The organism is Streptomyces glaucescens (genome assembly GCF_000761215.1).
Classification (GTDB): domain Bacteria; phylum Actinomycetota; class Actinomycetes; order Streptomycetales; family Streptomycetaceae; genus Streptomyces; species Streptomyces glaucescens_B.
Genome location: NZ_CP009438.1, coordinates 6,224,322 through 6,236,737, shown reverse-complemented (window position 1 = coordinate 6,236,737; position 12,416 = coordinate 6,224,322). Strand labels below are relative to the sequence as shown.

Below are 12,416 nucleotides of genomic sequence, written 5' to 3'. Positions count from 1 at the left end.
ACGCGCGGCCCGCAGCACAGACCAGAACGTGCGCGCGAACACCGTCGCCGTGCCGGGCGGCGGCCACCGGGCGCGGGGGGCGGTACGAGACGCACCGCCCCCCGCGCCCCGCCGTGGGCGGGACCGCGTCAGTCCTCGTGCCCGAGCTGGAGGTCCCGTTCGGTGCGGCCGCCGCCGGCCACCTGGAGGACGGTGGCGACGGGCGGGTAGCCGGCCGCGATGACCGTGTACTCGCCGGACGACAGGTCGACGAACCGGAAGGTGCCGTCGGGGCCGGTGGTCATGGTGTCGACGACGTTGCCCGCCGCGTCGAGGAGGGTCACCCGGGCGTCCTCGACGAGCCGTCCGCCGCCCGCCCGGACGGTGCCGCGCAGCACGGCGCCGCCGGCGAGCTCGATGTCCTGGCGGGTCTCGCGGGCGGCCTGGACGGTGACGGGGAGCGCGGCGGGACGGAACGCGGGCGCGCTGGCGGCGAGGGTGTACTCGCCGGCGACCAGCTCGGTGATGACGTAGCCGCCCTCGCGTCCGCTGCGGGTGGCGGAGACGACCTCGCCGTGGACGTTGGTGAGGGTGACCGTGGCGTCGCGTACGGGGGTGCCGTCGGCGGTGACGACGGTGCCCGCGAGGCGCCCGGCGCCGCCGAGGACGACGTCCAGTTCGACGGGTCGCTCGCCGACGGTCACGGAGACCGCCTGCGGCTGGTGGCCGCCCGCGGCGGCGATCAGCACGTAGGAGCCCCGGCCCGGCGTGGCCAGCGCGTACCGGCCGTCCTGGCCGCTGGCGCCCCGTCCGATCTGCTGTCCGGCGACGTCGATCAGGGTGAGTGCCGCGCGGGGGACGACGGTGCCGTCGGGGTGCTGGACCGTGCCGCAGACCGGGATGCCGCCCGCGTACGACGCGCGGGCGTGCGGGATCGGGGCGGGCGCCGACGGGTCGGCCGGCATGGTCTCCGGGGCGGTGACGGGGGCGTTGTGGGACACCAGTGGTCTCTCCTTGAGGAAGCAGGCGATGAGCAGGCCGAGGACGAGCACCGGCACGAGGTAGAGGAAGATCCTCGGCATGGCGTCGGCGTAGGCCTGGATGTATCCGTCGCGCAGCGCCGGGGGCAGCGCGTGGACCAGCTCGGGGGTGATGGACTCGGGGTCCGGCAGTCCGGCGCCCGCGCCCGCGGGCAGGTGGTCGCCGAGGGAGTCGGTGAGCCGGTCGGCGAAGAGCGTTCCGAAGATCGCGGCGCCGACGCTGCCGCCGATCTGCCGGAAGTAGTTGTTGGCGCTGGTGGCGGTGCCGAGGTCGGCGGGGCGCACCGAGTTCTGCACGGCGAGGATGAGCACCGGCATGACCAGGCCGATCCCGGCGCCGAGGACGGCCATCCAGATGCTGTAGTGCAGCCGCGGGGTGTCCGCCTCCAGCCGGGAGAGCAGCCACATGCCGACGGCGGACAGGGCGCTGCCGAGCACGGGGTAGATCCGGTAGCGGCCGGTGTGGCTGATGAGCTGGCCGGAGAGGATGGAGGCGCCGACGATGCCGCCCATCATCGGGAGCATCAGCAGGCCTGATTCGGTGGCGCTGGCCCCGTCGGCCATCTGCAGGAAGGTCGGCAGGTAGCTGGCCGCGCCGAACAGGGCGATGCCGATGACCAGGCCGACCAGGCCGGTGACGTTGAAGACCGAGTCCTTGAAGAGCCGCAGCGGGATGAGGGGTTCGGCGGCGTGCCGTTCGGCGAGCAGGAAGAGGAGGGTGGCGGCGACGGCGCCCGCGCCGAGGCCGAGGATGACGCGCGAGCCCCAGGCGTGTTCGGTGCCGCCCCAGCTGGTCAGCAGGACCAGGCAGGTGGAGGCGGCGGCGAGCAGCAGGGCGCCGAGGAGGTCCAGCCGGGGTTTGGCGGTGGGCTTGGGGAGTTTGAGGACGGCGGCGATGACGGCCATGGTGACCAGGCCGAAGGGGATGTTGATGTAGAAGCACCAGCGCCAGGAGTGGTGGTCGGTGAAGTAGCCGCCGAGCAGGGGCCCGGCCACCGAGGCGAGGCCGAAGGCGGCACCGATCAGGCCCATGTACCGGCCGCGCTGCCGGGGCGGCACGATGTCCGCGATGATCGCCTGGACGCCGATCATGAGCCCGCCCGCGCCGATGCCCTGCACCGCGCGGTAGGCGATGAGCTGGTCCATGGTCTGGGCGCGGCCGGCCAGCGCGGAGCCGACGACGAAGACGACGATGGCGAACTGGAAGACGCCCTTGCGGCCGAAGAGGTCGCCGAGCTTGCCGTAGACCGGCAGTCCGATGGTGGCGGTGAGCAGGTAGGCGGTGATCGCCCAGGACATCTTGTCGAGGCCGTGCAGCTCGCCGACGATCCTGGGCAGCGCGGTGGCGACGATCATCTGCTCCAGGGCGGCGAGGAGCAGCGCCAGCATCAGCCCGAGGAAGACCAGCCGCACGCGGCGGGGGCTGAGTCCGGGGAACTGGGCGGGGGGCGCGGCGGGTGGCCGCTCGGGCGCCGCCGCGGCCGGCTCGTCCTGCACCAGAGTGATCCCGCCCACGTACCGCTCCCCTCGTCGCGCTGCTCGATTTCCGCGTAATGCGGCAACTACGAGCAAGCGCGACGAGTTACGGTGTGCAGCCGGTCGATTCGGAGAACCACTCGATCCGGTGAGGACGCCAACACCCCCTGCTGCGTTGGTTCTTGACTACTTCTCGACCTCGGCGGCGAGCTTGGCGAGCACCGCGTCGTAGATCCGGCCGAGGCCCTTGGGGGCGAAGGTCCGCTCGAAGAAGCCGCCGATGCCGCCGGCGCCGTTCCACACCGTGGTCACGACGACCCGGGACCTGCCCTCGCCGGCCGGGGTGACGCGCCAGGTGGTGACCATCGACGAGTTGCGGTCCTTCTCGACCAGTTCGCCGTCGGTGGGCTCGGTGACCTCCAGGAGGCAGTCGCGGACGCGCTTGCTGGTGGCCTGGAGCTTCCAGTGGACGAGGGTGCCCTCGCCGTCGCCGCCCTCGCGCACCTCGTACTCGCTGAAGTGTTCGGGGAGCAGCTTCGCGCGGGTGCCGCTGTAGTCGGCGAGGGTGTCGAACACCCTCTCCGGGTCCGCCGCGACGACCCGCTCGGTAGTGGCCTCGACCTGCGCCATTGCGTTCCTCCAGCACCTGGGTTCTCGGGGGTCGGGGCAAGCCAACCACCCCGGCGCCCGGCCGCCCAAATCGGGGCCGGGCGACCGTTCGCACGATCATGGGAACACATGTTCTATTCTGTGGTCGAGCACTACCGAGGAGGCGTCATGCGCTGGGAGAACCTCTCCGTCGAGTCCGCCGACCACGCCCGGGCCGACGCCGCGCTGTTCGGCGCGGACGCGGTCGCCACCCGCACGTTCGACACGCCGGAGTTCCGCGGGATCACCTTCCACGAGGTGCGGGCCCGCTCCGTCCTCAACCGGGTGCCCGGGGCCTCCCGCATGCCCTTCGAGTGGACGGTCAACCCGTACCGGGGCTGCTCGCACGCGTGCGTGTACTGCTTCGCCCGCAAGTCGCACAGCTACCTGGACCTCGACACCGGCCTCGGCTTCGACTCCCAGATCGTGGTGAAGGTGAACGCGCCCGAGCTGCTGCGCCGCCAGCTCGCCTCCCCGCGCTGGCACGGCGAGCACATCGCGATGGGCACCAACGTCGACTGCTACCAGCGGGCGGAGGGCCGCTACCGGCTGATGCCGGGCATCATCGCCGCCCTGCGCGACCACGCCAACCCCTTCTCGATCCTGACCAAGGGCACGCTGATCCTGCGCGACCTGGACCTGCTGACCGAGGCCGCGAGCGTGACGGACGTCGGCATCTCCGTCTCGGTCGGCTTCACCGACACCGAACTGTGGCGCACCGTGGAGCCGGGGACCCCGGCGCCGGAGCGGCGGCTGGACGTCGTGCGCGTCCTCGCGGAGCGCGGCATCGGATGCGGTGTGCTGATGGCGCCGGTGATCCCGTTCCTGAGCGACCACCCGGACCGGCTGCGGGCCACCGTGCGGGCGATCGCGGCCTGCGGGGCCACCTCCGTGACACCGCTGGTGCTGCACCTGCGGCCCGGCGCCCGGGAGTGGTTCATGGCCTGGCTGGAGCGCGAGCACCCGCATCTCGTGCGCCGCTACGAGCGGCTGTACGCGGACGGCGCCTACGCCCCGACGTGGTACCAGCGCCGGATCACCCGGCAGGTGCACGACCTCGCGCGGGAGTACGGCATCGGTCCCACGCGCGCGGGGACGGCGCGGCGGATCCGGCAGCCCGAGCCGGCCCCGCCGGAGCCTGCCGAGCCGACCCAGCTCACGCTGATCTAGCCAGGGCCTGTCGTTCGGATCATCCCGGCGTCGCGGGGCCGGCCGGAAGGCGCCGCACCTCACAGCCGGCCTGATCGGCACGACAGGCCCTGGCCGGGGAGCATCGGGGCGCATCCGGCGGCGCAATCGAGTCACGTCCCGCCCGGACAGGTTATCCGGGGCGTCCATGCCGGGACGATGCGGCGAGGACCGTGATCCTCACGGTCCGGAAACCTCCGCCCCGGGAGGCTCCCTTGCGCTCCTCGTCCCGTGTGCACTCCTCGCGCCGGCGTGCGGCCGTGCTGTGCGGTGCCGTCGTCACGGCGGTGGCCCTCTCGGCCGCGGCGCTCCCGGCCGCTCCCGCCCGGGCCGGCGTCCCCCGCGCGGACGCCGCTCCCGTCGCGCGGCTCGCCTGGAAGAACTGCGGCACGACCGCCCACCCGCGGCTCCAGTGCGCCTCCCTGAAGGTGCCGCTCGACCACGCGGACCCGCGCGGGCGGCGGATCACCCTGGCGCTGTCCCGGATTACGCACACCGCGAAGACCTCCCAGGGCCCCCTGCTGGTCAACCCGGGCGGTCCCGGCGGCAGCGGCCTCACCCTCGCCGGGTTCGTCGCCGCCGCCCTGCCGCGGAAGGTCGCCGCCCAGTACGACGTGGTCGGCTTCGATCCGCGCGGGGTGGGCCGCAGCGACCCCGCCCTGGACTGCGCGCCCCGCCACTTCGACCCCGTACGGCCCGACCCGGTGCCGCTCGCACCGGCCGTCGAGCGCGCCAACCTCGCGCGCGCGAAGGCGTTCGCGGAGGCCTGCGGCCGCAGGTACGCGGACGTGCTGGCGCACATCGACACCGTCTCCGCCGCACGGGACCTGGACCTGGTCCGCCGGGCGCTGGGCGCCGGCCGGATCTCCTACTTCGGCTACTCCTACGGCACCTACCTGGGTGCCGTGTACGCCCGGCTGTACCCGCACCGCGTGCGCCGCGCGGTCCTCGACTCGGTGGTCGACCCGGCCGGCGTCTGGTACCGGAACAACCTCGCCCAGGATTTCGCCTTCGACGACCGTCACCGCGCCTTCCTCGCGTGGGTGGCCCGGCACCACGGGACGTACCGGCTCGGCACGGACCCGCGGCGGCTGCGGACCGCCTGGTACGCGATGCGGGCGGAGCTGGCGGGGAAACCGGCGGGCGGCCGGGTGGGCGCGGCGGAGCTGGAGGACACCTTCCTGCCCGGCGGCTACCACAACGGCTACTGGCCCCGCCTCGCCGAGGCGTTCGCGGCGTACGTCCGCGCCGGGGACACGGGACCGCTCGTCGAGGCGTACGACGACCTCGGGGCGCCGGGCGCCTCGACCGGCAACGGCTACAGCGTCTACACCGCGGTGCAGTGCCGGGACGCCCGCTGGCCGCGGGACTGGCAGCGGTGGCGCGCGGACAACTGGGCGGTGCACGCACGGGCGCCGTTCATGGCGTGGAACAACGCCTGGTACAACGCGCCGTGCGCGTTCTGGCCGGTGGAGGCGCGCCGGCCGGTGGACGTGGCCAACGACCGCCTGCCGCCGGTGCTGCTGTTCCAGGCGACCGGCGACGCGGCCACCCCCTACCGGGGCGGCGCCACCCTCCACCGGCTGCTGCGCGGCTCCAGCCTGGTGGTCGAGGACGGCGGCGGTAACCACGGGATCACGCTGCGCGGCAACGCCTGCCTGGACGGGCACCTGGCGGCGTACCTGACCGACGGCACGGTGCCGCGCGGGCACGGCGGCGGGGAGGCGGACGCGGTGTGCGCGGCGGGACCCGACCCGCAGCCGCGGGACGCCCGGACGTCCGCGGCGACGCCCGGCGGGACGCTGCACGACCTGGTCGGTTCCCGTCCACGGGCGGTGGACTGACAGGCCGTCGGGGCGGTGCCGGACCCATGGTCCACCATGGACCCATGACCGAGCCGACCAGGATTCCCGCCACCGAGGCCCCCGCCGCGGGGCCCACCAGGATCCCCGCACCCGAGGGCGTCGCCCCCGCCGCGCAGTACTCCCACGTCGTCATGGGCACCGGCCGATTCGTGGCCGTATCCGGGCAGCTCGCCCTGGACGAGGACGGCAGGCCGGTCGGCGAGGGCGATCCCGCCGCCCAGGCCCGCCAGGTGTTCGAGAACCTCCGGCGGTGCCTGGCCGCCGCCGGGGCGACCTTCGACGACGTCGTCAAACTCACCTACTACGTCACGGACATGGCGCACATGCCGGCGATCCGCGCGGCGCGCGCCGAGCACCTGCCGGACGACCGGCTCCCCGCCGCCTCCGCCGTCCAGGTCGCCGCCCTGGTCCGCCCCGAGTTCCTGATGGAGGTCGAGGCGTTCGCGGTGCTCCCCGCCTGAGCGCCGCGCGCCTGCGGGAGACGAGGCCCGCCGGCCGCGGGCGGGGCGGCCGGTTCCGCCTGGGCTGCCGTTTCCCGCCTCGGCGGCCGGCGCACCGCCCGCCGGGGGCTCGTCCCGCGGTCGCGCCCGGCGCGACGGGCCCGGTTGCGGACGCCGCCGGCCGCCGCGCCCGGCTCGCCGCCCGAGGTCCCTGCCCCGGCCGCCCGGGCCTCACCGCTGCTTCGGGATGCGGGCCAGGGCCCGGACCGCGGCCTCGGCCAGGGACGGGTGGGCCAGTGCCTCGTCGAGGACCGGGCGGGCCCGGGGATCGCCCAGCGCGCCCAGGCCCTCGACGCAGGCGAGGGCCACGCGGCGGTAGGGGTCGTGCGGCCGCAGCCGGCGTCGCAACGTGGTGATCAGCGCGGGGACGGACTCCGGGGCCCGGAGGTCGGCCAGGAGACGCACCGGGTGCAGGGCGTAGGCCACCCGCAGTTCGTTGGTGGCGAGGGCCGCCGCCGCGCGGGCGGTGCGGGGGTCGGCGAGCCGGGCCAGCGCGTGGGCGGCGGCGGCGCAGCGGGGCGGGTCGCGGTGGTTGAGGAGGAGGACCAGGGTCTCGAAGGCCCGGCGGTCCCCCGCCACGCCCAGCCGGAAGGCGGCCAGCTCCCGCGCCCACAGGGGCTGTCCGGGCGCGGTCAGCACCTCCGCGAGTTCGTCGAGGTCGCAGGTCGCCGCCAGGTGCTCGAACGCCGCCGACGCTCCCGACTCCTGCCGTAAGCGCTCCGTGAGCGCCCGTGACGCTTCGTCCCTCACATCCATGAGGCGAGGGTAGGGGCGATCGGGCCGGGGAGGGACCTGCATCACACAGACGGGGGGCTGGCGCGCTCGTTACCCGCCGGTTAAGCTCAGACGAGCGAGTTACCCACTCGCCTCTCCTCGCGACGGTCTGGTGACGCGGCCGCCGCGCGGGACACCTCTCCCACGCCCCCGGGCCTGGGGGAAGCAGTCGGTTCGGTACTGACGTACCTCGGTACGACTCGGCCACGGGACAGGGCCGGTCGGTTACCGCCGTGGCGCGGACGTGTGCGCGTCCGCGGCGACGGCACCGGGCGTGTGCGCTCGCAGCCCGGCCAGCACCCGCATCTCAGCACGCACCCGGTGCGCCCTTCCGGCGCACCCGGGCGCGCTTCCCGTCGTCACCCTCATTCCTGGAGTCCCGCGATGGCCGCTCCCCTGTCCGACAGTTCCCTGTCCCCGCTCCAGACCGTCGCCGTCGTCGGCCTCGGCACCATGGGCACCGGCATCGCCGAGGTCCTCGCCAAGGCCGGCCGCGACGTCGTCGGCATCGACATCAGCGAGGCCCAGGCCGCGCGCTGTGTCACCGCCCTGGAGGCCTCCACCGCCCGCGCCGTCGAGCGCGGCAGGCTCACCGAACGGGAGCGCACCGAGGCGCTCGCCCGCGTCCGGACCTCCACCGACCTGCGGGCCGCGGCCGAGGCCGACCTGGTCATCGAGGTGGCTCCGGAGTCCTACGAGATCAAGCACCAGATCTTCCGGGAGCTCGACGGCATCGTGCGGCCGGAGACGATCCTCGCCACCGGCACCAACGCGCTGTCCGTGACCCGGCTGGCCGCCGACTCGGCCCGCCCGGAGCGGGTCCTGGGCCTGCACTTCTTCAATCCCGCCCCGGCGATGAAGCTGGTCGAGGTGGTCTCCTCGGTGCTGACCGCGCCCGCCGCCGTCGACGCGGTCACCGACCTCGCGCTGGCCCTGGGCAAGGAGCCCGTCGCGGTCGGCGACCGGCCCGGTTTCGTCGCGGACGGCCTGCTGTTCGGCTACCTCAACCAGGCCGCCGCGATGTACGAGGCGAAGTACGCCTCCCGGGAGGACATCGACGCCGCGATGCGGCTGGGCTGCGGACTGCCGATGGGCCCGCTCGCCCTGCTCGACCTGATCGGCATCGACACCGCCCGCACCGTCCTGGAGGCGATGTACGCCGAGTCCCGCGACCGGCTGCACGCCCCCGCGCCAATCCTCAAGCAGCTCAGCGAGGCGGGCCTGACCGGCCGTAAGGCGGGCCGTGGCTTCTACACCTACGAGGCCCCGGGCAGCGCCACCGTCGTGCGGGACGCGCTGACGCCGCTCGACGACGGGCAGCGGGTTGCCGGACGTCCGGTGCGCTCGGTCGGTGTCGCGGGGTCGGGCACCATGGCGTCGGGGATCGCCGAGGTGTTCGCGAAGGCGGGCTACGAGGTCGTCCTCGCCGCCCGCAGCGAGGAGAAGGCGCAGGCCGCCAGGGCCAGGATCGGCAAGTCCCTGGCCCGCTCCGTCGACAAGGGCCGGATGACCGCGGAGGCGGCCGCGCAGACCCTGGAGCGGATCGTCCCGGCCGGCTCCTACGACGCCTTCGCCGACGTCGACCTGGCCGTCGAGGCGGTCGCCGAGGACCTGGAGGTCAAGCGGCAGCTGTTCGCCGCGCTGGACAAGGTCTGCAAGCCGGGAGCGGTGCTGGCCACCACCACGTCCTCGCTGCCCGTTGTCGCCTGCGCCCGCGCCACCTCGCGCCCGCAGGACGTGATCGGGATGCACTTCTTCAACCCGGCCCCGGCGATGAAGCTGGTCGAGGTGGTCCGCACCGTGCTGACCGCGGACGATGTGCACGCCACGGTCCGCGAGGTCTGCGCGAAGATCCGCAAGCACGCGGTGGACTGCGGGGACCGGGCCGGGTTCATCGTGAACGCGCTGCTCTTCCCCTACCTGAACAACGCGATCAAGATGGTCCAGGACCACTACGCCTCGCTCGACGACATCGACGCCGCGATGAAGCTCGGCGGCGGCTACCCGATGGGCCCGTTCGAGCTGCTGGACGTGGTCGGGCTCGATGTCTCGCTGGCCATCGAACGGGTCCTGCACCGCGAGTTCCGCGACCCGGGGCTGGCCCCGGCGCCGCTGCTGGAGCACCTGGTGGCCGCGGGCTGCCTCGGCCGCAAGACGGGCCGCGGCTTCCGCGAATATGCCCGGCGCTGAGCGGTCCGGCGACCGGTGCACGGCGGGCGGGGACTGGGGCGGACTGCTCGGTCCCGCGCGGCCGGCCCAGCCCGCCGCCCTGCGGAGTCCCCCGCCCGCCGAGGGCGGGGGAAACCCCGGACCTGCGCGAAGAGCCTCGGACATGCAGTACGTTCGGGTCATGTCCCAGCCCGCCAGGTCCTCCCGTACACCAGCCACGTCCGACGCGCCGGAAAGTGCCGCAGGCAGTCGCGCCGCCGCCCAGCGGCTGAAAATGCGCCGAGAACTGGCGGCCGCGGCCATGGAGCTGTTCGCCACCAAGGGGTACGAGGCGACCACCGTCGACGAGATCGCGGCCCGGGCCGGCGTCGCCCGCCGCACCTTCTTCCGCCACTTCCGCTCCAAGGAAGAGGCGATCTTCCCGGACCACGACGACACCCTGATCCGCGCCGAGGCGGTGCTCAACGCCGCCCCCGCGCACGAGCATCCGCTCGACACGGTGTGCCGCGGCATCAAGGAAGTGATGAAGATGTACGCGGCGCGGCCCGAGATCTCGGTCGCCCGCTACAAGCTGACGCGCGAGGTGCCCACCCTGCGCGAGGCGGAGATCGCGTCGGTGGCCCGCTACGAGCGCCTCTTCACCCGCTACCTGCTCGGCCACTTCGACGAGCACGCGCACGACGACGACGCCAACGACGACCCGCTGCTGGCGGAGGTCGCCGCGTCCGCCGTGGTCACCGCGCACAATCACGTGCTGCGGCGCTGGCTGCGGGCGGGCGGCCAGGGCGATGTGGAGGCGCAGCTCGACCACGCCTTCGCGATCGTCCGCAAGACCTTCGGTTCCGGGATCATGGCGGGCCGCGGCACCCCGCCGAAGCCGGCCGCGGCGACGGCCTCGGCCCACGGCGAGGTGCTGGTGACGGTCGCCCGCACCGACGCCCCGCTGGAGGAGGTCATGCGGACGATCGAGGAGGCGCTGAAGGAGCGCTGACCGCTCCGCCCGCGTGCGGGGACGGTCCTTCCCCGTGTGATGACGGCCACCCTTCGGGGTGGCCGTTTTGGCATGTCGGAGGCGGTTTTCGGGAGGCTTTCCGAGCCCGTTCGATCGATCATCGCTCATCTGTCAAGTAAAGAATTCATCTGAGAGCAACTTCTGGCACCGAGTGCCTTGTCACCTGACACGGCGTGCCATACGTTGAGGGTGTCCGGGCGGCCGGCGCACCCGATCACAGTGCGGCGACTGTCCCCGCGGGCCCATGGCCCGCGCGCCCGGACGCCTGCGTCACAGGCACCCTCCCGCGCCACAAAGCGCTGCCGAAGCACCACCCGCCGAACCGACGGCACCCGAAACCCTCACCCTCAGCAGCACCGACGTAACCCTCAGCACCCCTCCCTCAGGGTGCGCATCGCCGGAGGCAACACCGTGACCGTGAAGGACATCCTGGACGCGATCCAGTCGCCCGAATCCACCTCGGCCGACTTCGCCGCCCTGCCGCTGCCCGAGTCCTACCGGGCGATCACCGTCCACAAGGACGAGACGGAGATGTTCGCGGGCCTTCCCACCCGTGACAAGGACCCCCGCAAGTCGCTGCACCTGGACGAGGTGCCGCTGCCCGAGCTGGGCCCGGGCGAGGCCCTGGTGGCCGTGATGGCCTCCTCGGTCAACTACAACTCGGTGTGGACCTCGATCTTCGAGCCGCTGTCCACCTTCGGGTTCCTGGAGCGCTACGGCCGCACCAACGAGCTGGCCAAGCGCCACGACCTGCCGTACCACATCATCGGCTCCGACCTCGCCGGCGTCGTGCTGCGCACCGGCCCCGGCGTCAACGCCTGGAAGCCGGGCGACGAGGTCGTCGCGCACTGCCTGTCGGTCGAGCTGGAGTCCAGCGACGGCCACAACGACACCATGCTCGACCCCGAGCAGCGCATCTGGGGCTTCGAGACCAACTTCGGCGGCCTCGCCGAGATCGCCCTGGTCAAGTCCAACCAGCTGATGCCGAAGCCGGACCACCTGAGCTGGGAGGAGGCCGCCGCGCCGGGCCTGGTGAACTCCACCGCCTACCGCCAGCTGGTCTCCCGCAACGGCGCCGGCATGAAGCAGGGCGACAACGTGCTGATCTGGGGCGCGAGCGGCGGCCTCGGCTCGTACGCCACCCAGTTCGCGCTGGCCGGCGGCGCCAACCCGATCTGTGTCGTCTCCAGCCCGCAGAAGGCGGAGATCTGCCGCTCGATGGGCGCCGAGGCGATCATCGACCGCAACGCCGAGGGCTACAAGTTCTGGAAGGACGAGCGGACCCAGGACCCGAAGGAGTGGAAGCGCTTCGGCAAGCGCATCCGCGAACTCACCGGCGGCGAGGACATCGACATCGTCTTCGAGCACCCCGGCCGCGAGACCTTCGGCGCCAGCGTCTACGTCACCCGCAAGGGCGGCACCATCACCACCTGCGCCTCCACCTCGGGCTACCTGCACGAGTACGACAACCGCTACCTGTGGATGTCGCTGAAGCGGATCATCGGCTCCCACTTCGCCAACTACCGCGAGGCATGGGAGGCCAACCGGCTCATCGCGAAGGGCAAGATCCACCCGACGCTGTCCAAGGTGTACTCCCTGGAGGACACCGGCCAGGCGGCCCACGACGTGCACCGCAACGTGCACCAGGGCAAGGTCGGCGTGCTCTGCCTCGCCCCCGAGGAGGGCCTGGGCGTGCGCGACCACGAGATGCGCGCCAAGCACCTCGACGCCATCAACCGCTTCCGGAACATCTGAGAGGCGCCGT

The 12,416-nt window shown here is 73.3% G+C and carries 9 protein-coding genes; 6 read left to right on the top strand and 3 right to left on the bottom strand.

Annotated elements, in window-relative coordinates; translation table 11 throughout:
* Positions 1–128: 128 nt before the first annotated feature.
* A complete protein-coding gene (locus SGLAU_RS26940; RefSeq protein ID WP_043505102.1) occupies positions 129–2,534 on the bottom strand; it encodes an MFS transporter in 2,406 nt (801 codons plus the stop codon).
* 147 nt (positions 2,535–2,681) lie between these two features.
* The gene (locus SGLAU_RS26935) at positions 2,682–3,125 is read right to left on the bottom strand and encodes an SRPBCC family protein (RefSeq protein ID WP_043505100.1); all 444 of its coding nucleotides are present in this window, start codon (positions 3,123–3,125) and stop codon (positions 2,682–2,684) included.
* A 147-nt stretch (positions 3,126–3,272) separates the two neighbouring features.
* Between SGLAU_RS26935 and SGLAU_RS26930 the strand changes: the two genes are divergently transcribed.
* From SGLAU_RS26930 to SGLAU_RS26920, 3 genes are all read left to right on the top strand, one after another.
* The gene (locus tag SGLAU_RS26930) at positions 3,273–4,313 is read left to right on the top strand and encodes an Rv2578c family radical SAM protein (RefSeq protein ID WP_043505099.1); all 1,041 of its coding nucleotides are present in this window, start codon (positions 3,273–3,275) and stop codon (positions 4,311–4,313) included.
* Between the two features lie 233 nt (positions 4,314–4,546).
* Complete coding sequence (locus SGLAU_RS26925; protein WP_244315266.1) at positions 4,547–6,175, top strand: alpha/beta hydrolase; 1,629 nt, start codon at positions 4,547–4,549, stop codon at positions 6,173–6,175.
* Positions 6,176–6,219: 44 nt separating this feature from the next.
* Positions 6,220–6,657: a RidA family protein gene (locus SGLAU_RS26920; protein ID WP_052413903.1), complete on the top strand. Its 438-nt coding sequence runs from the start codon at positions 6,220–6,222 to the stop codon at positions 6,655–6,657.
* A 210-nt stretch (positions 6,658–6,867) separates the two neighbouring features.
* Here the strand turns inward: SGLAU_RS26920 and SGLAU_RS26915 are convergent, their stop codons facing one another.
* On the bottom strand, positions 6,868–7,452 hold the full coding sequence (locus SGLAU_RS26915; protein ID WP_043505096.1) for an adenylosuccinate lyase: 585 nt from the start codon (positions 7,450–7,452) through the stop codon (positions 6,868–6,870).
* 402 nt (positions 7,453–7,854) lie between these two features.
* On the opposite strand from SGLAU_RS26915, the gene SGLAU_RS26910 reads away from it, so the two are divergent.
* The 3 genes from SGLAU_RS26910 to ccrA all read left to right on the top strand — a co-directional run bounded on the left by SGLAU_RS26910 (position 7,855) and on the right by ccrA (position 12,406).
* Complete coding sequence (locus tag SGLAU_RS26910) at positions 7,855–9,660, top strand: 3-hydroxyacyl-CoA dehydrogenase family protein (protein ID WP_043505095.1); 1,806 nt, start codon at positions 7,855–7,857, stop codon at positions 9,658–9,660.
* 160 nt (positions 9,661–9,820) lie between these two features.
* Positions 9,821–10,630, top strand: a complete 810-nt coding sequence (locus SGLAU_RS26905; RefSeq protein ID WP_043507093.1) for a TetR family transcriptional regulator — start codon at positions 9,821–9,823, stop codon at positions 10,628–10,630.
* A 438-nt stretch (positions 10,631–11,068) separates the two neighbouring features.
* Positions 11,069–12,406 (top strand): crotonyl-CoA carboxylase/reductase, encoded by a 1,338-nt coding sequence (gene ccrA / locus SGLAU_RS26900; RefSeq protein ID WP_208869009.1) that lies wholly within the window; start codon positions 11,069–11,071, stop codon positions 12,404–12,406.
* The last annotated feature ends 10 nt before the right edge of the window (positions 12,407–12,416 follow it).

Bases quoted from the DNA above. Each gene is read 5' to 3' on its own strand.
- SGLAU_RS26935 (WP_043505100.1), bottom strand. From the start codon at position 3,125: ATGGCGCAGGTCGAGGCCACTACCGAGCGGGTCGTCGCGGCGGACCCG.
- SGLAU_RS26930 (WP_043505099.1), top strand. From the start codon at position 3,273: ATGCGCTGGGAGAACCTCTCCGTCGAGTCCGCCGACCACGCCCGGGCC.
- SGLAU_RS26920 (WP_052413903.1), top strand. From the start codon at position 6,220: ATGACCGAGCCGACCAGGATTCCCGCCACCGAGGCCCCCGCCGCGGGG.
- SGLAU_RS26915 (WP_043505096.1), bottom strand. From the start codon at position 7,452: ATGGATGTGAGGGACGAAGCGTCACGGGCGCTCACGGAGCGCTTACGG.
- SGLAU_RS26910 (WP_043505095.1), top strand. From the start codon at position 7,855: ATGGCCGCTCCCCTGTCCGACAGTTCCCTGTCCCCGCTCCAGACCGTC.
- SGLAU_RS26905 (WP_043507093.1), top strand. From the start codon at position 9,821: ATGTCCCAGCCCGCCAGGTCCTCCCGTACACCAGCCACGTCCGACGCG.